Source organism: Gluconacetobacter takamatsuzukensis, from assembly GCF_014174275.1.
Taxonomy (GTDB): domain Bacteria; phylum Pseudomonadota; class Alphaproteobacteria; order Acetobacterales; family Acetobacteraceae; genus Gluconacetobacter; species Gluconacetobacter takamatsuzukensis.
In genome coordinates this window covers 232,647-253,869 of the sequence record NZ_JABEQK010000003.1, presented here as the reverse complement: position 1 = coordinate 253,869, position 21,223 = coordinate 232,647, and the positions used below count along the sequence as shown (strand labels likewise).

General features: G+C 69.6%; 16 protein-coding genes. 12 read left to right on the top strand and 4 right to left on the bottom strand.

Annotated features, from left to right (window positions below; all coding sequences use genetic code 11):
- The first annotated feature begins 45 nt into the window (after window positions 1-45).
- Both HLH27_RS05615 and HLH27_RS05610 read left to right on the top strand, forming a co-directional pair.
- Window positions 46-1,536 carry a Ppx/GppA family phosphatase gene (locus tag HLH27_RS05615; RefSeq protein ID WP_182948530.1) on the top strand — a complete coding sequence of 497 codons (1,491 nt, stop codon included), beginning with the start codon at window positions 46-48 and terminating at the stop codon, window positions 1,534-1,536.
- Window positions 1,533-2,348 carry a CDP-diacylglycerol diphosphatase gene (locus tag HLH27_RS05610; protein ID WP_182948529.1) on the top strand — a complete coding sequence of 272 codons (816 nt, stop codon included), beginning with the start codon at window positions 1,533-1,535 and terminating at the stop codon, window positions 2,346-2,348. The genes HLH27_RS05615 and HLH27_RS05610 overlap by 4 nt, the downstream gene beginning before the upstream one ends.
- A 15-nt stretch (window positions 2,349-2,363) precedes the next feature.
- Here the strand turns inward: HLH27_RS05610 and HLH27_RS05605 are convergent, their stop codons facing one another.
- The 4 genes from HLH27_RS05605 to HLH27_RS05590 form a co-directional block, all read right to left on the bottom strand.
- Complete coding sequence (locus HLH27_RS05605) at window positions 2,364-3,812, bottom strand: NCS1 family nucleobase:cation symporter-1 (RefSeq protein WP_182948528.1); 1,449 nt, start codon at window positions 3,810-3,812, stop codon at window positions 2,364-2,366.
- A 14-nt stretch (window positions 3,813-3,826) separates the two neighbouring features.
- Window positions 3,827-5,140: an aspartate aminotransferase family protein gene (locus HLH27_RS05600; RefSeq protein WP_182948527.1), complete on the bottom strand. Its 1,314-nt coding sequence runs from the start codon at window positions 5,138-5,140 to the stop codon at window positions 3,827-3,829.
- 147 nt (window positions 5,141-5,287) lie between these two features.
- Entirely contained in the window at window positions 5,288-6,556 is a 1,269-nt protein-coding gene (locus HLH27_RS05595) for a Zn-dependent hydrolase (RefSeq protein WP_182948526.1), read from the bottom strand.
- 171 nt (window positions 6,557-6,727) lie between these two features.
- Window positions 6,728-7,396, bottom strand: coding sequence for a TetR/AcrR family transcriptional regulator (locus HLH27_RS05590; RefSeq protein ID WP_182948524.1), 669 nt, complete (start codon window positions 7,394-7,396; stop codon window positions 6,728-6,730).
- Between the two features lie 155 nt (window positions 7,397-7,551).
- Here HLH27_RS05590 and hydA point away from each other — a divergent pair, with 155 nt between their 5' ends.
- The 10 genes from hydA to HLH27_RS05540 all read left to right on the top strand — a co-directional run bounded on the left by hydA (window position 7,552) and on the right by HLH27_RS05540 (window position 21,188).
- A complete protein-coding gene (gene hydA, locus HLH27_RS05585) occupies window positions 7,552-9,000 on the top strand; it encodes a dihydropyrimidinase (protein ID WP_182948796.1) in 1,449 nt (482 codons plus the stop codon).
- A 166-nt stretch (window positions 9,001-9,166) separates the two neighbouring features.
- Window positions 9,167-10,645 (top strand): xanthine dehydrogenase small subunit, encoded by a 1,479-nt coding sequence (xdhA, locus tag HLH27_RS05580; RefSeq protein WP_182948522.1) that lies wholly within the window; start codon window positions 9,167-9,169, stop codon window positions 10,643-10,645.
- On the top strand, window positions 10,638-13,031 hold the full coding sequence (xdhB, locus tag HLH27_RS05575; RefSeq protein ID WP_220790296.1) for a xanthine dehydrogenase molybdopterin binding subunit: 2,394 nt from the start codon (window positions 10,638-10,640) through the stop codon (window positions 13,029-13,031). The genes xdhA and xdhB overlap by 8 nt, the downstream gene beginning before the upstream one ends.
- An 11-nt stretch (window positions 13,032-13,042) precedes the next feature.
- The gene (gene xdhC, locus HLH27_RS05570; protein ID WP_182948520.1) at window positions 13,043-13,876 is read left to right on the top strand and encodes a xanthine dehydrogenase accessory protein XdhC; all 834 of its coding nucleotides are present in this window, start codon (window positions 13,043-13,045) and stop codon (window positions 13,874-13,876) included.
- A gap of 10 nt (window positions 13,877-13,886) precedes the next feature.
- Window positions 13,887-14,858 (top strand): LysR family transcriptional regulator, encoded by a 972-nt coding sequence (locus tag HLH27_RS05565; RefSeq protein WP_182948518.1) that lies wholly within the window; start codon window positions 13,887-13,889, stop codon window positions 14,856-14,858.
- A gap of 234 nt (window positions 14,859-15,092) precedes the next feature.
- Complete coding sequence (locus HLH27_RS05560) at window positions 15,093-16,559, top strand: SidA/IucD/PvdA family monooxygenase (protein ID WP_182948516.1); 1,467 nt, start codon at window positions 15,093-15,095, stop codon at window positions 16,557-16,559.
- Window positions 16,560-16,714: 155 nt separating this feature from the next.
- Entirely contained in the window at window positions 16,715-16,933 is a 219-nt protein-coding gene (locus HLH27_RS05555; RefSeq protein WP_182948514.1) for a DUF4089 domain-containing protein, read from the top strand.
- A gap of 11 nt (window positions 16,934-16,944) precedes the next feature.
- On the top strand, window positions 16,945-18,300 hold the full coding sequence (locus HLH27_RS05550) for an AtzE family amidohydrolase (protein WP_182948512.1): 1,356 nt from the start codon (window positions 16,945-16,947) through the stop codon (window positions 18,298-18,300).
- A 3-nt stretch (window positions 18,301-18,303) separates the two neighbouring features.
- Window positions 18,304-19,896, top strand: coding sequence for a gamma-glutamyltransferase family protein (locus HLH27_RS05545; protein ID WP_182948510.1), 1,593 nt, complete (start codon window positions 18,304-18,306; stop codon window positions 19,894-19,896).
- On the top strand, window positions 19,890-21,188 hold the full coding sequence (locus HLH27_RS05540) for an allantoate amidohydrolase (RefSeq protein ID WP_182948508.1): 1,299 nt from the start codon (window positions 19,890-19,892) through the stop codon (window positions 21,186-21,188). Before HLH27_RS05545 ends, HLH27_RS05540 begins: the two co-directional genes overlap by 7 nt.
- The last annotated feature ends 35 nt before the right edge of the window (window positions 21,189-21,223 follow it).

Below are 21,223 nucleotides of genomic sequence, written 5' to 3'. Positions count from 1 at the left end.
CATGACGCAGCTTTCGCCTGTCGCAGCCCGCATGTGCCGGGCCCGATGATCCGGGTTCCGCATCGCCGCTCGGCCGTGGTCGACCTGGGGTCGAACTCTGTCCGGCTGGTCGTGTTCGACGGTATTTCGCGGAATCCGATTCCGATCTTCAATGAAAAGGCGGTGCTGCGCCTGGGGCGGGGGCTGAATGCCACCGGGCGGCTGAACGAGGAAGGCGTGGGCCTGGCGATGCAGGTCATGGACCGGTTCCATGCCATTGCCCGGGGCATGGACGCCGACCCGTTCGAGATCCTGGCCACCGCCGCCGTGCGCGATGCGAGCAACGGGTCGGAATTCGTTGCCGCCCTGCGGGCGCGCATGCCTGGCGTGCCCATCCGCATTCTCTCGGGCGAGGAAGAGGCCGATTATTCGGCGACCGGCGTGCTGTGCGGCCTGCCCGAGGCCGATGGGCTGGTGGCCGATATCGGCGGCGGGTCGCTGGAGCTGATCCGCCTGTCGGCCGGGCGCAAGCTGGATGCCTGCACCCTTCGGCTGGGGGTGATCCGGCTGAACGACCGGGCCGAGGGGGACCCGCAGAAGGCGCGGGCCATTGCCGACGCCGACATCGCGCAGGTCGGGTGGCTGGACGATGTGGTGGGCCGACCGCTCTATCTGGTCGGCGGGGCCTTTCGCGCGCTGGCGCGCCTGCAGATTGCCCGGACCAATTATCCGCTGAATATCGTGCATCTCTTTACCCTGTCGGGCGAGGGCGCGCGGGACATGACCGACTGGGTCGTCAACACGCCGCGCCGCGTGCTGGAGCGCGTGCCCGGCGCGCCGCGCAAGCGGCTGGAGGATGCGCCCTTCGCCGCCATCGTGTTGCGCCGGCTGCTGCGGCGGCTGCAACCGTCCAGCGTGATCTTCTGTGTCGATGGGCTGCGCGAGGGGTGGTACATGCGCCGGGTCGCGGCGTCGGTCGCCGCACTGGACCCGCAGGAGGCGGTAGCGCGGGAAATGTGCCGGCGGCTGGGGCGGAGCGAGACCCTGCCGGACCAGCTGATGAACTGGACCGCGCCGCTGTTTGCCGGCGAGAGCACGCCCCAGCGTCGCCTGCGCCGCGCCGCCTGCCTGCTGTCCGATATCGGGTCCTACGATCATCCGGAATATCGGGCCGAGCAGACCTATCTGCGCGTGCTGCGGATGCAGGGCGTGGGGTTCGACCATCAGGCGCGGGCCTTCGTCGCGCTGACGCTGGCGGTGCGCTACGAGGCCGAACTGGGGCACGATTTCCTCCAGCCCTCGCGCCTGCTGCTGACGGCCGAGGATTTCCAGCGGGCGCTGGTGCTGGGGCTGGTGCTGCGCCTGGCCTATACGGTCTGCGGCAGCACCGAAGAGTTGCTCGACGGGACATGGGTCAAGCTGTCGGCCGATGAGGTTACGCTGCATCTGGCCCGGGGGCGGGGCGTGGTGCGCGGCGAGAGCGTGCGGCGGCGGCTGGACCGGCTGGCCGAGGCGCTGGCGCTGCCCGCCCGCATCGAGGAGGCCGGTACGGCATGAGGCATCGTGTGCTGGCGTGCCTTGTTTTCCCTGCCGTTGCGGCGGGTGTGCTGTTTGCGACGGCCCGGGCCAGCGGGCCGCCGCGGCACGATCGCGATCCGAACGTATTGTGGAACATCGTGCATGGGCGCTGCGTGCCCAACCAGCTTGGCGAGAATTCGCCCGCGCCCTGCGACGCGGTCGATCCGGCCCGTGGCTATGCGGTGCTGAAGGATCGGGACGGGGTTGCGCAATATCTGGTGATTCCGACCGACCGGGTCGTGGGCATGGAAGACCCGTCGCTGCTGCGCGCCGGTGCGCCGGATTATTTTGGCGCGGCGTGGCACCAGGTCGACCGCGCGCTGGCGCGGCTGGGCCATACCATGCCGCGCGAGACGATGGCCCTGGCCATCAATTCGCAATATGGGCGCTCGCAGAACCAACTGCATATTCACGTCGATTGCCTGGCGCCCGAAATCCGCGTGGCGCTGCATTGGGCGCGCCCGCAGATTGGTGCCGGCTGGACGCCGCTGGATCTGGCGGGCCATCGCTACCGGGCCACCCGCATCGATGGCAAGGACCTGGATGGCGCCTATCCGTTCCGGCGGCTGGCGGCGTCGCTGGCCGATCCGGCGCGGGAGATGGGGGCACATACGCTGGTGGTGGTGGGCACGATCTGGCCCGGCGGGCGCCCCGGCTTCATCCTGCTGGACGACAGGGTGAAGCCCGTGTCGGGCGACCGGGCCTCGGGCGAGGAATTGCAGGACCATAGCTGCCGGATCGGGCATTTCGAGCCCGGGCGCGCGATCCGGGAAGCGTCCTACCCGCCCTGAGGCGGGGAGGACGGGTCACGCGCCGGAGGGGGAGATGCTCTCGCTTGCCTGCGGGTTCGGCCGGCGTGGGGACAGCGCCAGATAGACGCCGGCGCCGGCTGCGACGCCGACGAACCAGGAGAGTGCGCTCAGGCTGGCCAGCGCGGGCAGGAACTGGCCGGCCGAGGCCAGCACACCGCCGGCGGCGAATGCCGTCAGGGCCGGGGGGTTCCAGCCGTCGCGCCCATCGTAGCGGCCGCCGCGGCGATAGAGGGACGGCACGTCCAGTACCTGGCGGCGCACCAGGTAGAAATCGGCCAGCATGATCCCGGTGACGGGCCCCAGCAGGCCGCCGACCAGGTTGAGCACCTGATAGATGCTCGCCGCGTCGTCGAACCACAGCCACGGCATGAAGAACACGCCCAGCACCAGGACCAGGGAGGAGGCGCGGTCGAAATTCAGCCGGCGCGGCATCAGGTTCATCAAGTCGTAGGCGGCGGGCATGATGTTGGCCACGACATTGACCGACAGGGTGGCCAGCACCAGCGTCGCCCCGCCCAGCACCGTGACGACCGGATGATTGAGCGTCAGCAGCAGTTCGACCGGGTTCCATATCGGGCGGCCGAACAGGATCATGGTGGCCGAGGTCGTGATGATGCCCATGGGGGTGAAGACCAGCGCCGTGACAGGCAGGCCGATCGCCTGGCCGATCACCTGGTCGCGCTCGGACCGGACGAAGCGCGACAGGTCGGGAATGTTGACCGCGAAGGTGGCCCAGATGCCGATCATACCGGTTACGCCCATGGCGAAGGCGGACCAGAAGGCGGTGCCGTGCAGGCGCGAGGGCTGGGCGAACAGCGGACCCGGCCCGTGGCCGACCCGCAGGGCCCAGATGGTGGCCAGCAGCCCGACGGCAATGACCAGCGGGCCGGCGACCAGTTCGAAATTGCGGATACGGTGCACGCCGTGGCCGGCGATCCAGGCGTGCAGCACCCAGATCAACGCCATGGCCAGCCACATATGCACCCGCATGCCCAGGAACGAGGCGGTCAGGCCGCCCCAGCCGCCGATGAGGGTGGAGAGGATGGCATCGACCGCCTGGGCGGCGGCATAGGATTGCACCGAGAACCAGAAGATGGCGCAGAAACCGCGCAGCAGCACCGGAAGCTGCGCGCCCGACGGGCCGAAGGCGGAGCGGATCAGCACGCAGAACGGAATGCCGTATCGCGTCCCGGCCCGTGCGTTGAACCACATGGCCAGGAACAGGACGATATAGGCGACCGCCACGACGCCCAGGCATTCCCACGCCGAGAACCCCAGGGCCATCAGCCCCGCCGCGGCCTCGTAGACCACGATATTGTGGACCATGCCCATCCACACCGTGGCCATGTTCAGCCATGTCCAGTCCCGCCGCGCGGGCGGGACGGGGGCAAGGTCCGCGTTGTACAGGCCTGGATCGTATCCGGCGGGGGTTGGGTCTGCCATGCTGGGCCGGTCTCTTAATCGACCGTGCGGAGGATGTCGGCGAGCGTGCCGAACAGCTGGTCGATTTCCGATTTCTGGATGATCAGCGGCGGCGAGATGGCCAGCACGTCGCCGGTGTAGCGGATCAGCACGCCCTTGTGAAATGCGCGGTCGAAGATCTCGTAGGCGCGGGCGCCCGGTGCGCCGGGGCGGGGGCTGAGTTCGATGCCCGCGACCATGCCGACATTGCGGATGTCGATGACGTTGGGCAGGCCGCGCAGGGCGTGGGCGGCTTCCTCGAAATAGGGGGCGATGTCGCCCGCGCGCTCGAACAGGTTTTCCTCGGCGTAGGTGTCGAGGGTCGCGAGCGACGCGGCGCAGGCGACCGGGTGGCCGGAATAGGTGTAGCCGTGCGGCAGTTCGATCCCGGCTTCGGGGCCGTTCATGAAGGCTTCGTAGACATGGTCGCGCGCGATGGCGGCGCCCATGGGGATGGTGCCGTTGGTGATGCCCTTGGCACAGGTCAGGATATCGGGCACGACGCCGAATTTCTCGGACGCGAAGGGCGTGCCGCCCATGCGGCCGAAACCGGTGATGACCTCGTCGAAGATCAGCAGGATGCCGTATTTGTCGCAGATCTCGCGCAGGCGCTTGAGGTAGCCGACGGGGGGCGGCAGCACGCCGGTCGACCCCGCCATGGGCTCGACCATCACGGCGGCGATGGTCGACGGGTCGTGCAGGGCGACGATCCGTTCCAGATTGTCGGCCAGTTCCGCGCCATAGGGGGGCAGGCCCTTGCTGAACGCGTTGCGTTCCAGGTCCAACGTGTGGGGCAGATGGTCGACCCCGGCCAGCAGTGTGCCGTACAGCTTGCGGTTGCCGGAGATGCCGCCCACCGAGATGCCGCCGAAGCCCACGCCGTGATAGCCGCGCTCGCGCCCGATCAGGCGGGTGCGGGCGCCTTCGCCGCGTACGCGGTGGTAGGCGATGGCGATCTTGAGCGCCGTATCGGCGGCTTCGGACCCGGAATTGCAGAAGAAGACGTGGTTGAGGTCGCCCGGCGCCAGGGCCGCGATGCGGTCGGCGGCCTGGAAGGCCAGCGGGTGGCCCATCTGGAAGGTGGGGGCGAAATCCAGCGTCGCGATCGCCTTCTGTACCGCCTGGGTGATGCGGGGGCGGTTATGGCCCGCATTCACGCACCACAGGCCGGCGCAGCCGTCCATGACCTGCCGCCCGTCCTCGGACGTGTAATACATGCCATCGGCCGCGACCAGCATGCGCGGCGTCCGGCGGAACTGCCGGTTGGCCGTGAACGGCATCCAGAACGCGTCGTGATTGGTAGGCGACATCGCGCGAGGCTCCTGAGATCGAACATGCGGACCCGCCCGGTGGGGAATGACCGTGACGGCTTCGCAACCATCGGAGGATGGAACAGGCCGCGCCGCCGGGCTAGATGATTTCTTGCCCGGCAGGCTGCCGATTTTTCGGCCGGGCTGTCAGGCGTCCAGCCTGATGTCCGCGTCCAGCACCGCGCGCAGCAGCACGTTGGCGCCGGCGGCGACGTCGCCCGGCTCGGCGCTTTCGGCCTCGTTATGGCTCAGCCCGCCCGCGCAGGGGACGAAGACCATGGTCGTGGGGGCGACGCGGGCCATGTAGGCGGCATCGTGCCCGGCGCCCGAGACGATGTCGCGGGCCGGATAGCCGAAGGAATCGGTCGCCGCGCGGACCGATGCGATGCAGGCCGGATCGAAATGCACGGCCGGCGAGTCCCACACGCGCGCCATCTCCAGCCCGATTCCGGCGTCGGTCACGATCTGCTCGATCCGCGCGCGCAGGTCGGCTTCCATTGCCGCGACCACCGCATCGTCCGGGTGGCGCAGGTCGATGCTGAAGAAGACCTCGCCGGGGACGACGTTGCGGCTGTTGGGCCGGTTTTCCAGCAGTCCGACCGTGCCGACCGCGTTGGGCCCGTGGGCCAGGGCGACGGCGCTGACGGCCTCGATGATGCGCGCCGCCGCCAGCAGGGCGTCGGCCCGCATGGTCATGGGCGTGGTGCCGGCGTGGGAATCGCGGCCCGTCAGAGTCAGCTCGTACCACCGCATGCCCTGCACGCCGGTGACGATGCCGATGGTCTTGCCCTCGGCCTCCAGGATCGGGCCCTGTTCGATATGCAGTTCGAAATAGGCCGCGACCGGGTGGTCGCCGCACGGTGCCTCGCCCCGATAGCCGATTGCCGCCAGGGCGTCGCCGAAGCGGATGCCGTCGCGGTCGGTCTTGTCCAGGGCCTCCTGCTCGGTGAACACGCCGGCGAAGACGCCGGAGGCGAGCATGGCGGGGGCGAAGCGGGCGCCTTCCTCGTTCGTCCAGTTGATCAGTTCGATCGGGTGGCGGGTTTCGAAGCCCGAGGCATGCAGGGCGCGCAGCACCGCCAGCCCGCCCAGCACGCCCACGATGCCGTCGAACTTGCCGCCGGTCGGCTGGGTGTCGAGATGGCTGCCCATGGTGATGGGCGGCAGGGTAGCGTCGCGCCCGGGGCGGCGAGCGAACTGGTTGCCCATCGAATCGTGGGTGACGGTGCAGCCCAGAGCGGTGCAGGCGGCGGCGAACCAGGCGCGTACCTGGCGGTCTTCCTCCGTCAGGGTCAGGCGCCGGACGCCGCCCTTGGGCGTGCCGCCGATCCGCGCGGTTTCCAGGATGTCGGTCCACAGCGCCGTGCCGTCTACCGTGATGTTGCCGCCGGCCTGAAGGACGCCCGAACTGCTCATGTCTGCTCTCCCGCAATGCGATCCGCGCCGCGTTACCGGCGGGCCCGTGCCTGGACGGACGGTGCCGGGCGGATCGTGTCGTCAGATAACCGTACGATCGATGCGATACCGCGAATGTCGTCGTGGGACGTTATCGATATTCATAACCTGATATAAGCATATGGCTGAATATCAGGTCGTTTCTATCCCGTTCAGGACCAGCGCGATGATCGTGGTCGCTGCGTCGTCGTACTCTTTCTCCGCCAGGGTGGCCTTGCCCAGTACCGCGCAGACCTGGGCGCTCATGTCGGCATAGGTCTGGGTCATGGCCCAGATGCAGAACATGAGGTGCGCGCCGTTGATCGGCCGCATCTGCCCGGCGCGCTGCCAGGCGCGGAAGACGTCTTCCAGCGTCTGGACGTGCTGGCGCAGCGCGGTGTTGAAATAGCCCTGGATGTTCGGTGCGCCCTGCAGGACCTCGTGCGCGAAGATGCGCGAGGCGTCTGGCCGTTCGCGCGAGAAGGCGATTTTCGCACGGACATAGCCTTCCAGCGCCGCCCGGGGGGTGGCGTCAGGGTGGATCCAGACCGTTGCGTCGCCCAGCCAGTTGTCGAGGATGTTTTCCAGCACCGCGCGGTACAGATCCTCCTTGGTGCCGAAATAATAATGGATATTGGCCTTGGGCAGGCCGGCCGCGGCGGCGATGGCGGCCATGCTGGCCCCCTTGTAGCCGTCGCGGCCGAATTCGCGCTCGGCGGCCCGCAGGATCTGCCCGGTGCTGGCGCGGCGGGGGGCGCCGGCCGGCCGGTCGTGGATCGTCGTCAGGGTCAGGGAGGGGGAAAGGGCGCTGGAACGGGTCATGCTGCAAGTTTTAGGCTTTGCGCGCGGCGCGCAAGTCGGAAAACGTTACATGGATTGTTACAGAGCGGTACCATTCCCGATCCCGTCGCCGGCTGGCATGCTGCGTGCATGGCGGCATGATGCCTGGGTCCGATATCGTAGGTGGAGAAGAGGCGATGCTTCTGGTGCGGGGCGGAACGGTGGTGACGGCGGACTGCACGCGGCGGGCCGATGTGCTGTGCGACGATTCGGGGCGGATCGCCGCCGTGGGGCCGGCGCTGGAGGCGCCGACCGGCTGCGCGGTCGTGGATGCGGGCGGGCTGCTGGTGATGCCCGGCGGGATCGACCCGCATACCCATATGGAAATGCCCTTCATGGGTTCGGTGGCCAGCGACGATTTCCAGACCGGGACCGAGGCCGGGGTGGCGGGGGGTACCACCACCATCATCGATTTCGTCATTCCCGAACGCGGCGGCGCGCTGCTGGCGGCGTGGAAGGACTGGCGGGCCAAGGCGGAAAAGGCGGTGGCCGACTATTCCTTCCACGTCGCCGTGACCCATTGGGACGAGCAGGTCCATGCCGACATGGGCACGCTGGCGCGGGAATGCGGGGTTAATTCCTTCAAGCATTTCATGGCCTACAAGGGCGCGCTGATGGTCGATGACGGGGTGCTGCTGCGCTCGATCGGCCGCGCGCTGGAACTGGGTGCCCTGTGCAACGTGCATGCCGAGAACGGGGATGCGGTTGCCTTTCTCCAGCAGGACCTGCTGCGGCGCGGGCTGGCCGGGCCGGCGTCGCACCCGCTCTCGCGCCCGCCCACCGTGGAGGGAGAGGCCGCGCAGCGGGTGATCGCCATTGCCGGGCTGCTGGGGGCGCCGGTCTATATCGTGCATGTCTCGACCGAGGAGGCCGCGTCGGCCATCGCGGCGGCCCGCGCGCGGGGGCAGCGCGTGTATGGCGAGGTGCTGGCCCAGCATCTGGTGATCGACGACAGCGTGTATGCCGACCCGGACTGGCTGGGTGCCGCGCGCCATGTCATGAGCCCGCCCTTCCGCCCCAGGCACCACCAGAAGGCGCTGTGGGCGGGGCTGGCATCGGGCCAGTTGCAGACGACGGCGACCGACCATTGCTGCTTCTGCGCAGGGCAGAAGGCGCAGGGGCGCGACGATTTCACGAAGATCCCCAACGGCACGCCGGGAATCGAGGACCGGATGAGCGTGCTGTGGCACCATGGCGTGCGGACCGGGCGCCTGACGCCGCAGGAATTCGTGGCCGTGACCTCGGCCAATACCGCGAAGATCTTCAATATCCATCCGCGCAAGGGCGCGATCATGGAAGGGGCCGATGCGGACCTGGTCCTGTGGGATGCCGAAGCCAGCCGCACCGTCTCGGCCGCCACCCATCACCAGAATGTGGACTACAACCTGTATGAGGGGATGACCCTGACCGGGCTGGCGCGGCACACGATCAGCGCGGGGCGTCTGGTGTGGTCCGATGGCGATCTGCGCACGGTGCGGGGTGCCGGGCGGTATGTCGAACGCCCGTGCTTCGGTCCCGACATGGCGGCCCAGGCGCGGCGCAACGAGATGCTGGGCGGGGCTGGCGTGGATGGGCCGGCGCCATGATGCGCGAGCGTTTCTTTCGGGGGACGTTTCAGGCCATAAATCAGGCGGGATCGGGTCACCTCGGGGGAGGCGATGCGGCCCGCGTTCCGGTTGTCTGTCCTGCGGGGGGTGGGCAGCCAGGACATTTGCCCCCTGGGGCGTGTCTCTTGCTCGACGGAACCGAACCATGCGCGACCATATCCGCTTTTATCTGGGCGATACGCTCTGCGACCTGTCGGCCGTCCCGCCGACCCTGACAGTCCTGGACTGGCTGCGGGAGCATCGGGGGCGGACCGGCACCAAGGAGGGCTGCAACGAGGGCGATTGCGGCGCCTGTACCGTGCTGGTCGTCCGGCTGGAGGATGGTGCGCTGGTCTGGCGGGCGGTGAATGCCTGCATCCAGTTCGTGGCGATGCTGGACGGGGCCCAGCTGTTTACGGTCGAGGATCTGCGCGCGGCGGATGGTACGATGCACCCGGTCCAGCAGGCGATGGTGGATCTGCATGGTTCGCAATGCGGCTTCTGCACGCCGGGATTCGTGATGTCGATGGTCGCCTATCGCAAGGCGCCGGGGGCGGTGGCCGAGGACGGGCCGATCGACGACGCGCTGGCGGGCAATCTGTGCCGCTGTACCGGCTATGCCCCGATCGTGCGGGCCATGAAGCGGGCCATGGCGGCGGGGCCCGACCGGTTCGACGGCGTGGCGGACGCGATTGCGGACCGGCTGGCGGCGCTGCGCGACGGGCGGACGGTGCGCCTGGGCACGCCCGAGGGGCGGCTGACGATTCCCGCCGATTCGGACGCGCTGGCCGCGACATTGGCCGAGGACCCGGAGGCCACGATCGTCGCCGGTGCCACCGATGTCGGGCTGTGGGTCACGAAGGGGCTGCGCGTGCTGCCGCATGTCGTCTTCATCGGGCGGATAGCCGACCTGCGGGGGGTGGAGCGCACGGCGGGGGGGCTGCGGATCGGCGCTGCCGTTACCTATGGCGAGGCCCGGGCCGCTTTGGCGGACCTGCTGCCCGATGCCGGGGAGGTGGTAAGGCGCCTGGGATCGACGCAGGTGCGCAATGCCGGCACGGTCTGCGGCAACATCGCCAATGGCTCGCCCATCGGTGACGGGCCGCCGGTAATGATCGCGGCCGGGGCGATGCTGCATCTGCGGCGGGGCGATGTGCGCCGGACGCTGAAGCTGGAGGATTATTTCCTGGCCTATGGGCGGCAGGACCGCCAGCCGGGGGAATTCGTCGAGGCTGTGAGCGTGCCGGTTCCGGCGGCCGGGACCGTCTTCCGCGCCTACAAGATTTCCAAGCGGTTCGACCAGGATATCTCGGCGCTTCTGGGGGCCTTTGCCCTGACGCTGGACGGCGAGGGGCGGATCGGCGAGGCGCGGATCGCCTTTGGCGGCATGGCTGCCACCCCCTGCCGCGCCCGCGCGACCGAGGACGCGCTGCGGGGGCGGGTCTGGGACGAGGCGACCCTGGACGCCGCGCGGGCGGCCATCGCCACCGATTTTGCGCCGATTTCCGACATGCGGGCCAGCGACTGGTATCGGCGCACCGTTGCCGCCAACCTGCTGACGCGCCTGTTTGCCGAGACCGCGCCGGGCGTTGCGCGCGCCGAGACCCGGCTGGCCGGGCGTGGGCGGGAGGTTGCCCATGTCTGACGTCGCGATCGATCGGGCGGCCGGGGATCGAGCCGTGCCGGGCAGTGAGGCGGGTGTCGCCGGTGGAGCGTCGCAGAGCCTGCGGCATGAGAGTGCCGCGATGCACGTCTCGGGCTCCGCCGCCTATATCGACGACATGCCGGAGCCGAAGGGTTTGCTGCATGTGGTGCCGGGCCTGAGCACCCGCGCCCATGCCCGGATCGTGTCGATGGACCTGGAGGCCGTGCGGGCCGCGCCCGGGGTGGTGCGGGTGCTGACGGCGGCCGACATTCCCGGCCATAACCAGGTCAGCCCGGTGGGGAAGAACGACGAGCCGCTGCTGGCGTCGGACATCGTGTCGTTCCACGGCCAGCCGATCTTCGCTGTCGTGGCCGAGACGCGGGGGCAGGGCCGCCGGGCGGCGCGGCTGGCGCGGATCGTCTACGAGGACCTGCCCGCCGTGCTGGATATCGACCAGGCACGGGCCGCCGGGGGCGCGCTGGTGTGGCGCGCGCTGACCATGCGGCGCGGCGATGTGGACCGGGGGCTGGCGGCGTCGCCGCGCCTTGTGTCGGGGCGCATCGTGATGGGCGGGCAGGAGCATTTCTACCTCGAAGGGCAGGCGGCGCTGGCGCAGCCGGGCGAGGAGGGGGAGATACGGGTCTGGTCCTCCACCCAGCATCCGACCGAGACCCAGCATATGGTGGCACATGTGCTGGACCGGCCCAGCAACCTGGTGACGACCGAGGTCCGGCGCATGGGCGGCGGGTTCGGCGGCAAGGAGACGCAGGCCAACGGGCCGGCCTGCCTGGCGGCGCTGGCGGCGGAACTGACCGGGCGCGCGGCCAAGATGCGGCTGGACCGCGACGACGACATGATGATGACGGGCAAGCGTCATGATTTCGCGGTCGACTACACGGTGGGCTTCGACGATGACGGGCGCATCGGGGCCGTGGACATGGTGCTGGCGGCGCGGTGCGGCTGGTCGGCCGACCTGTCGGGCCCCGTGACCGACCGGGCGCTGTTTCATGCCGACAATGCCTATTACTATCCCGATGTGCGGCTGCGCTCGGAGCCGCTGAAGACCAATACGCAGTCCAATACCGCCTATCGCGGCTTCGGCGGGCCGCAGGGCATCGTGGCGGCCGAGCGGGTGATCGAGGAGATTGCCTTCGCCACCGGGCTGGACCCGCTGGATGTGCGGCTGCGCAATGTCTACGGCACCGGCACGCGCGACCTGACGCCGTACCATATGACGGTCGAGGATTCGATCGCGGCGGAGATCATGACGGAGCTGGCCGAAGGCTGTGCCTATCGCGCGCGCCGGGCCGCGATCCGTGCCGGCAATGAAGACAGCCCGCATATACGGCGGGGCATTGCGCTGACGCCGGTGAAGTTCGGTATTTCCTTTACCGCCACCCATTACAACCAGGCCGGCGCCCTGGTGCATGTCTATACCGACGGGTCGGTGCAGGTGAACCATGGCGGCACCGAGATGGGGCAGGGGCTGCACACCAAGATGGTGCAGATCGCGATGCGGGAATTCGGCCTACCGGCCGACCGGGTCCGCATTACCGCCACCACCACGGGCAAGGTGCCCAATACCTCGGCCACCGCGGCGTCGAGCGGCGCGGACCTGAACGGCATGGCGGTGCTGGATGCCGTGCGCCGGATCAGGGAACGGCTGGTGACGTTTGCCGCCGGGCACTGGGGGGTCGGCGAGGCCGAGATCCATTTCCGGGCCGACGGGGTGCATGTCGGGGCGACGGTCGTGCCGTTCGGCGAGCTGACGCGCGCGGCCTATCTGGCGCGTGTGTCGATGTCTTCCAGCGGGTTCTACAAGACGCCGAAGATCTCGTGGAATCCGGATACCGGGCGGGGGCGGCCGTTCTTTTATTTCGCCTATGGCGCCGCGTGTGCCGAGGTCGCCGTGGACCTGCTGACGGGCGAGATGCGGATCGAGCGCGTGGATATCCTGCACGATGCCGGGCAGTCGCTGAACCCGGCGATCGATATCGGGCAGGTCGAGGGGGCCTTTGTGCAGGGGGCCGGATGGCTGACCACCGAGGAACTGGTATGGGACGAGAACGGCCGGCTGCGCACCCATGCGCCCAGCACCTACAAGATCCCGGCCTGTTCCGACCGGCCGGGCATCTTCAACGTCGCCTTGCTGGAGCATGCGCCCAACCGAGAGGAGACGATCTTTCGCTCCAAGGCGGTGGGCGAGCCGCCCTTCGTGCATGGGGTGGCGGTGCTGCATGCGATTTCCGACGCGCTGGCCAGCCTGGACGGGTACCGGTCATGCCCCGGGCTGGATGCGCCCGCGACGCCCGAGGCGATCCTGCGCGCGGCCGAACGGATGCGCGCCCGCGCCGCCGCGCGGGCCGGCGCGGCTTCCGTGGCCTGACAGGTGGGACCATGGACAGCATCATCACCGCGCTGGCGGGGTGGCGGCGGGCCGGCTGGCCTGTCGTGCGCGTCAGCATCCGCGCGGCCGTGGGGTCCACCCCGCGCGAGGCCGGGTCGTTCATGCTCGTCGCGCCGGACGCGCTGGCCGGGACCATCGGCGGGGGACGGCTGGAATGGGAGTGCGTGGCGCGTGCGCGCGCGCTGCTGGCCGGGACCGGCGAGGGTGGGGAGCTGGAGATTCCGCTGGGACCCGAGCTGGGCCAGTGTTGCGGCGGCAGGGTGCGGGTGCGGATCGAGCGCGCGGACGAGGCGATGCTGGATGCGATCGTGCGCGAGGCCGAGGCCGCATGGGCGGGGCGCCCGCATCTGCTGCTGTTCGGGGCCGGGCATGTCGGGCGGGCGCTGGCCCGGACGCTGGCGCCGCTGCCATTGCGCCTGACCTGGATCGATGCGCGGGCCGACGAATTCGGCCTGGTGCCCGAAGGGGTTGCGGTGCGGATTACCGAAGACTGGGAGCGCGCGCTGGCCGCCGCCCCGGCCGGTTCGGGCATCCTGGTTCTGACCCCCAGCCACAGGCTGGATGCGCTGATCGTGGGGGCGGCGCTGGAGCGGGGCGATTTCCGCTATGTCGGGCTGATCGGGTCGAAGACGAAACGCCGGGGGTTCGAGGCAGGCTTTCGGGCCGTGGGGCTGGGGGTCGAGCGGATTGCGACCCTGGTCTGCCCGATCGGGGACCGGGGCATCCGCGACAAGCGGCCGGAAATCATCGCCGCCCTGGTGGCGGCGGAAATCGTCGAGCGCCTGCTGCATGGCGAGGATGCGATGTCGGAGCGGCAGGCATGAGGAACAGGATATGAGGGGACCGGCCCGAAGCCAGCACATGATGCGGCTGCACGCGCGCTGTATCCTGTATTTCAACGCGGTGCGCGACCATGGCTCGATCCGCGAGGCGGCGCGGCAGCTCAATGTCACGCCCTCGGCCCTGACGCGGCAGATCGCCCAGATGGAGGACGAGATCGGGGCGCCGCTGTTCGACCGGCTGCCCGGCGGCATGGTGCTGACCGCGGTGGGCGAGATCGTGGCCCGCCATATCGTCACCGTCATGCAGGATGCCGTGCGCACCGACGAGCAGATCGCGGCGCTGGCCGGGATGCGGGGCGGGCGCATCAGCCTGATGACGGTCGAGGGCATTGCCGGCGACCTGATGGCCCGGCTGCTGACGCGCATGACGCGCACCTGGCCGGGGATCGACCTCCAGGCGGATACAGGGTCGCCCGCGCGGATCGTGGCTGCCCTGAGCGGCGGCACAACCGATCTGGGCATCGCCTTTTCGCTGGATGCGCCGGACGATCTGCGCCGGGTGGCGGTGGCGCGCTTTCCGGTGGGGGTGGTGATGCCGGCCGACCATCCGCTGGCGGGCCGGCGCAGCGTGCGAATCGAGGAATGCCTGGACTATCGCCTGATCCTGCCGAGCGAATCGCTCTCGCTCCATCAGGTCATGGACCCGATGCTGCATCCGTGGCGCGACCGGCTGGACGTGGTGCTGGAAACCGGCTCGATCGAGCTGACCAACCGCATGGTCGCCGCCGGGGTGGGGCTGGCGTTCCAGTCCCGGCTGGCGCTGGAATTCGATATCAGCCGGGGGGCGCTGGCGCATGTGCCGCTGGATGACCCCAGGGCCATGACCGATCTGGGCGTGTATGTCCGCGAGGCGCGCTGGCTGCCCCCGGCGCTGGAGCGGCTGATCGTCGAAGTGCGGGACGCGCTGCGGGAACAGGAAGAGGCGGCCCGGATTCAGGGGCAGGAGATTCTGGCTGTAAAATAGATAAAGTTTGAAAATCAGTACGTTGGGCGCGTGTGTTGCGCGTGGCTTCAGGATGGTCTGTTGCTGAATGGGCAACGGATTGGTCAATTTATTCTACTGGACGAAACACCACCCGATCCGGTTAGTTTCGGTGTCGTGATGGTGCGGGTTGGGGAACCTGGGTCCGTGTCGGGGGACACGGACCCACACCATTCGAGATGGACCTGTCCGACCAGCGAAGCGAAGGAGGCGCGGATGGCCGCCGGTAACGATCATTATCAGCCGGGTAGCAAGCCGGAAGACGGTCTCGCGGCGCTGGACGCGCGGGTCTGGCGGGATCTGGCCGTTATCGACTATCCGCGCCACGACTGGACGCCGCGCCTGACGCGCAACGGCGAGCCGGTGCTGGATGTCGCCATCGTCGGCGCGGGCCAGGGCGGGCTGGCCACGGCCTTTGCGCTGAAGCGCGGCAATATCAGCAATGTCCGGATCTTCGACCGCGCGCCGCGCGGCGGCGAGGGGCCGTGGATCACCTTTGCCCGCATGATCACGTTGCGGACGCCGAAATACGTGACCGGCCCCGACCTGGGGATTCCCGGCCTGACGCCGCGTGCCTGGTACGAAGCCCGCTATGGCGCCGAGGCGTGGGAGAAACTGGACAAGATCCCGCGTGGCGACTGGCAGGCCTATCTGGACTGGTATCGCGCCGTGCTCGACCTGCCGGTCGAGAATGACCGGTCGTTCGCGCATGTGGCGTGGGAAGACGGGCTGCTGCGCCTGACCTTTCTGGATGCCGACGGGCGGGAGCACCGGCATCTGGCGCGCAAGCTGGTCCTGGCGACCGGGATCGACGGCGGCGGCCAGTGGCATGTGCCCGCGTTCATCCGCGAGGCCCTGCCGCGCGAACGCTATGCGCATACGTCGGAGCCCATCGATTTCGCCGCGCTGCGCGGCAAGCGGATCGGCGTGCTGGGGGCGGGGGCGTCGGCCTTCGACAATGCGGCGACGGCGCTGGAGGAAGGCGCGGCCTCGGTCGCGCTGTGCCTGCGCCGGCGGGCCATTCCTTCGGTCAACCCGTATCGCTGGATGGAGAATGCCGGGTTCCTGGCCCATTTCTCCGCGCTGTCCGATACGCTGCGCTGGCGGTTCATGCGCCATATCTACGAGCTGAACCAGCCGCCGCCGCAGGATACGTTCTGGCGCTGCCGGCGCCACCCGACCTTCAGCTACCATACCGGCTGCGGCTGGACCGGGGCGCGGATGGAGGGCGAGGACATCGTCGTCCAGACGCCGGGCGGCGAGATGCGGTTCGATTTCGTGATCATCGGCACCGGCTTTGCCGTCGACATGGCGCTGCGGCCGGAAACCGCGTCCTTTGCCGGGTCGGTGGCGCTGTGGCGCGATCGCTTCACGCCGCCCGAGGGCGAGGACAGCGCCGTGCTGTCGGCCCATCCATATCTGGGCGACGCCTATCAGTTCCTGCCGCGCGACTTGGCCGATCCGCTGGCGCCGATGCTGGCGAACATCCATAATTTCACCTTCAGCGCGACGCCCAGCATGGGCCTGTCGGGGGCGTCGATCAGCGGCATGCGCTTCGGGGTGGAGCGGCTGGCGCGGGGGCTGGGGCGCGACCTCTTCGTGGCCGACGGCGCGTGGCATCTCGATCAGTTGCTCAATTACGTCACGCCGGAACTGGTCAGCCTCAATCCTCCGGATGCATGATCCGGGGACGCTGTGTGAAAATCGGCCTGCCGGGTGACGGCGGCGTGACGCGCGGGATCGGCGCGCCGGGTCGTCGGCAGGACGGGTTTGCAGACAGTCTCTGAATGATCCTGCCGGCGTGGCGGCACGGCAGGCCAAGGGAGGAAGACAAGCCCATGAGCGAACATCCTGAGAGCAGCGCGCCGCGCGTGCCCGACGCGGCGCCCGATGAGGCGGTTATCGTCGCGACGGCGCGCGATATCGGCCTGGGCGTCGATGCGTCCTGCCTGCCGGGCGTGGTGGCCAACCGGGCGCTGCTGCGGCGCTATGCCGATCTGGTCCATGGGTTCGCCCTGCCGGATACGTGCGAGCCGGCCTTCGAATACCGCCCATGACCGCCCCCGCCATGACCGATCCGTTTGATGCGCTGGCCATCGCCGCCGATATCCGCGAGGGACGGCGCAGCGCCGTTTCCGTGATGAGCGCCACGATCGCCGCGATCGAGGTCCGCGATACATCCATCAACAGCGTGACCCGCATCTTCGGGCCCCGCGCGGTGGCCGAGGCCGAGCGGATCGACCGCCGCCTGGCCGCCGGCGACGATCCGGGGCCGCTGGCCGGCGTGCCGTTCGGGGTGAAGGATTTGTTCGACGTGGCCGGCGAGGTGACGACGGCCGGGTCGGTGGTGCTGCGGGAATCGCCGCCCGCGACGCATGATGCCGCCGTCGTCGCGCGCCTGCGCGCGGCGGGCGCGATCCCGGTTGCCAGCCTGAACATGGACGAATTCGCCTATGGGTTCGCCACCGACAATGCCCATTACGGGATTACCCGCAATCCGCACGATACGGCGCGACTGGCCGGCGGATCGTCGGGCGGGTCGGCCGCCGCCGTGGCGGCGGGGCTGCTGCCGCTGACATTGGGGTCGGACACCAACGGCTCGATCCGTGTTCCTGCATCATTATGCGGGGTGTGGGGGCTGAAACCCACCTTCGGCAGTGTGCCGCGCGAGGGGGCCTATCCCTTTGCCGCCAGCCTGGATGTGGTGGGGCCGTTTGCGGGTACGCTGGATGGCCTGCGCGTGGCGTACGAGGTCATGGCCGGCGGCCCGATGGCCGGGCTGCCGGCGGTCGCGGACCTGCGGGTTGCGCGGCTGGGCGGCTGGTTCGGCGCGAACATGTCCGACACGCTGGCCGGGGCGATCGATGCCGTGGCCGCGCATCTGGGGGGGCTGGAGACGGTGGAACTGCCCGAGGTCGCGCGGGCGCGTGCGGCCTCGTTCCTGATCACGGCGGCCGAGGGGGGGACGCTGCATCTGCCGCGCCTGCGCCGGCATGCGCTGCGCTACGACCCGGCGACCCGCGACCGGCTGATTGCCGGCGCGCTGCTGCCCGCCGCCACGCTGGTGCAGGCGCATCGTTTCCGCAACTGGTTCCGCGCGCAGGTGCATGCGCTGTTCCGTTCGGCGGATGTGCTGATCGCGCCCGCGACGGTGGGCGAGGCGCCGCCGATCGACCAGCCGACCATCATGGTGGACGGGCAGCCTGTCTCGGCACGGGCGAATCTGGGCCTTTATACCCAGCCGCTCAGCCTGGCGGGCCTGCCGATCCTCAGTGCGCCGCTGGTGGGGACCGGCGGCCTGCCGCTGGGCCTGCAACTGATCGCGGCGCCGGGGCGGGAAGCCGCGTTGTTCGCCCTTGCCGGCGCGCTGGCGCAGGCGGGGCTGGTCGGCAGGGTGCCACTGCCCGCATCGAAGGAACGTTAAGCCATGCTGAACACTCCCCGTTCCCTCCGCGGGATGGTGACGTCGCCCCATCATCTGGCCAGCCAGGCCGGGCTGGACGTGCTGCGCGACGGCGGCACGGCGATCGAGGCGGTGGTGGCGACGGCGGCGGCGCTGGCCGTCGTCTATCCGCACATGACCGGCATCGGCGGCGATGCGTTCTGGCTGGTGATGTGGCCCGATGGCCGGACCGAGACGATCGATGCCTGCGGGGCGGCGGCACGGCGCGCCGACCTGGAATTTTATCGCGCCGCCGGGTGCGATACGATTCCCTGGCGGGGGCCGCTGGCGGCCAACACCGTGGCCGGCACGGTATCCGGCTGGGAACTCGCCCTGGAATGGAGCCACGCGATGCAGCCCGGGCTGGGCCTGCACCGGCTGCTGCGCGATGCGATCTATTACGCCGAGCAGGGGGTGCCGATTACCGAGGGCGGTGCGGCGCTGACGGCCGCCAAGATGGACGAGCTGGCGGCGATCCCGGGTTTCCGCCAGGTTTTCCTGCCCGGCGGCCATGCGCCCAAGGCGGGTGACATCCTGCATAACCAGGCCTTGGCGCATACGCTGCGCCGGCTGGCGGGGGACGGGCTGGATTCCTTCTATCGCGGTGCGCTGGCGCGGGACCTGGCCGAGGATCTGCGCCAGTTGGGCAGCCCGCTGGACCTGGCGGACCTGAATACCCACCATGCCCAGGCGCGGCCGCCGCTGCATGTCGATATCGCCGGGGCGCGGCTGTTCAACATGGCGCCGCCGACGCAGGGCGTGGCGTCGCTGCTGATCCTGGCGCTGTTCGACCGGTTGCGGGCCGACGAGGTGGACGGGTTCGATTATTTCCACGGGCTGGTCGAGGCCACGAAACAGGCTTTCCGTTATCGCGACACGCATGTGGGCGACCCGGCCTTCATGTCGGTCGCGGCGCAGGAGGTGCTGGACGACGCGATGGCGCTGGATCGCATGGCGCTGGAAATCGACCCCGAGGTTGCCGCGCCCTGGCCGCATCCGTCGCAGGCCGGGGATACGGTGTGGATGGGGGCGGTCGATGCCGACGGCGTCGCTGTCAGCATGATCCAGAGCGTCTATTTCGAATACGGGTCGGGTGTGGTCCTGCCGCGCAGCGGGATCGTGTGGCAGAATCGCGGGGCCAGCTTCCGGCTGGCCGAGCAGGGGTGGAACGCGCTGCGGCCGGGGCGCAAGCCGTTCCATACGCTCAACCCGGCCGGGGCGCGGTTCGCCGACGGGCGCACCATGGTCTACGGCACCATGGGCGGCGAAGGGCAGCCCCAGACCCAGGCGGCGCTCTTTACCCGCTATGCCCGCTATGGCGTGCCGTTGCAGCAGGCGGTGACGGCGCCGCGCTGGCTGCTGGGCCGCACCTGGGGCGAGAGCAGCACCAGCCTGAAATACGAGGACCGGTTCGCGCCCGAGGTGATCGCGCGGATGGCGGCGGCGGGGCATGTGCTGGAACCCATGCCGGCCTTTACTTCCACGATGGGGCATGCCGGGGCGCTGGTGCTGCATCCGTCGGGCCTGATCGAGGGGGCGACCGATCCGCGCAGCGACGGCATGGTGGCGGCATGGTGAGGAGCCCGACGCGCGAGGCGGCGTCGGGCCCGCGCGCGGTCGCGCGGTGCGACGATCTGGGGGCGGTTCCCTATTCCGATTCCGCCGAGCATCTGTTCCGCCCATATCTGGGGTCGGCGCATGCGGCGACGCTGGACCGGATTGCCGCATGGATGACCGAAGCGGGGATGACGGCGCGGGTCGATGCCGCCGGCAATATCGTCGCCCGCTACGAAGGGCGGCACCCGGACGCGCCGGCGCTGATGATCGGATCGCACGTCGACAGCGTGCGGGATGCCGGGCGCTATGACGGCATGCTGGGCGTGATGCTGGGGATCGAGACGGTCGCGTGGTTTGCCGAGCGCGGCCATCGCTTTCCGTTTGCGATCGAGGTGATCGGGTTCGGGGACGAGGAAGGATCGCGCTTTCCGGTCTCGATGCTGACCAGCCGGGCCGTGGCCGGGGTGCTGGGCGACCAGGACCTGGCTCTGGCGGACGCCGAGGGTGTGGGCCTGGCGGAGGCGCTGGAGGGGTTCGGCCTGGACGTGGCGCGTCTGGCCGATGCCGGGCGGGCGCGGGAGGATATCCTGGCCTATGTCGAGGCCCATATCGAGCAGGGGCCGGTGCTGGAGGCGGAGGGCCATGCGCTGGGCGTCGTCAGCGCCATTGCGGCCCAGTATCGCTTTCGTGCCGAGGTGACGGGTGTGGCGGGCCATGCCGGCACCATGGCGATGCGCCTGCGCCATGACGCGCTGGCCGCCGCCGCCGAGATGGTGCTGGCGGTGGAGCGGATCGGCGGCGCGGGGCCCGAGGACCTGGTGGCCACGGTCGGGCGGATGGAGGTCGGGCCGGGGGTGCCGAACGTGGTGCCCGGCACGGTGCGCTTCAGCATCGATATCCGTGCCGGCGTGGGGGCGGTGCGCGACCGTGCAGCGGACGCAATCCGGGCGGCGCTGGCGGAGATCGCCGCCCGGCGGGGCGTGGGGCTGGACCTGGCACTGCAACAGGACCTGCCGGCGACGCCGTGCGATGCCGGATTGAGCGGGTTGCTGGCCGACGCGGTGCGCGACGTGACCGGCGCCGCGCCGCGCATGCTGGTCAGTGGGGCGGGGCACGATGCGATGGTGATGGCGCATCTGGCGCCGGTCGCGATGCTGTTCCTGCGCTGTCGCGGCGGGGTCAGCCATCATCCTGCCGAGGCGGTGGACGTGGACGATGTCCAGAAGGCGCTGGAGGCGATGACGGATTTCGTCACCCGTTTCGAGCAGGCATGGTCGGGAGCCGGGACGGCCCTGACGGAAGAGGAGAGATAGGGTGTTCGGACAGATCGACCCGCCGCACCGGCTGC

Bases quoted from the DNA above. Each gene is read 5' to 3' on its own strand.
- xdhC (WP_182948520.1), top strand. From the start codon at position 13,043: ATGGACAGCATCATCACCGCGCTGGCGGGGTGGCGGCGGGCCGGCTGG.
- HLH27_RS05600 (WP_182948527.1), bottom strand. From the start codon at position 5,140: ATGTCGCCTACCAATCACGACGCGTTCTGGATGCCGTTCACGGCCAAC.
- HLH27_RS05550 (WP_182948512.1), top strand. From the start codon at position 16,945: ATGACCGATCCGTTTGATGCGCTGGCCATCGCCGCCGATATCCGCGAG.
- HLH27_RS05610 (WP_182948529.1), top strand. From the start codon at position 1,533: ATGAGGCATCGTGTGCTGGCGTGCCTTGTTTTCCCTGCCGTTGCGGCG.
- hydA (WP_182948796.1), top strand. From the start codon at position 7,552: ATGCTTCTGGTGCGGGGCGGAACGGTGGTGACGGCGGACTGCACGCGG.
- HLH27_RS05540 (WP_182948508.1), top strand. From the start codon at position 19,890: ATGGTGAGGAGCCCGACGCGCGAGGCGGCGTCGGGCCCGCGCGCGGTC.
- xdhA (WP_182948522.1), top strand. From the start codon at position 9,167: ATGCGCGACCATATCCGCTTTTATCTGGGCGATACGCTCTGCGACCTG.
- HLH27_RS05555 (WP_182948514.1), top strand. From the start codon at position 16,715: ATGAGCGAACATCCTGAGAGCAGCGCGCCGCGCGTGCCCGACGCGGCG.
- HLH27_RS05590 (WP_182948524.1), bottom strand. From the start codon at position 7,396: ATGACCCGTTCCAGCGCCCTTTCCCCCTCCCTGACCCTGACGACGATC.
- HLH27_RS05545 (WP_182948510.1), top strand. From the start codon at position 18,304: ATGCTGAACACTCCCCGTTCCCTCCGCGGGATGGTGACGTCGCCCCAT.
- HLH27_RS05565 (WP_182948518.1), top strand. From the start codon at position 13,887: ATGAGGGGACCGGCCCGAAGCCAGCACATGATGCGGCTGCACGCGCGC.
- HLH27_RS05560 (WP_182948516.1), top strand. From the start codon at position 15,093: ATGGCCGCCGGTAACGATCATTATCAGCCGGGTAGCAAGCCGGAAGAC.
- HLH27_RS05605 (WP_182948528.1), bottom strand. From the start codon at position 3,812: ATGGCAGACCCAACCCCCGCCGGATACGATCCAGGCCTGTACAACGCG.
- HLH27_RS05615 (WP_182948530.1), top strand. From the start codon at position 46: ATGATCCGGGTTCCGCATCGCCGCTCGGCCGTGGTCGACCTGGGGTCG.
- xdhB (WP_220790296.1), top strand. From the start codon at position 10,638: ATGTCTGACGTCGCGATCGATCGGGCGGCCGGGGATCGAGCCGTGCCG.
- HLH27_RS05595 (WP_182948526.1), bottom strand. From the start codon at position 6,556: ATGAGCAGTTCGGGCGTCCTTCAGGCCGGCGGCAACATCACGGTAGAC.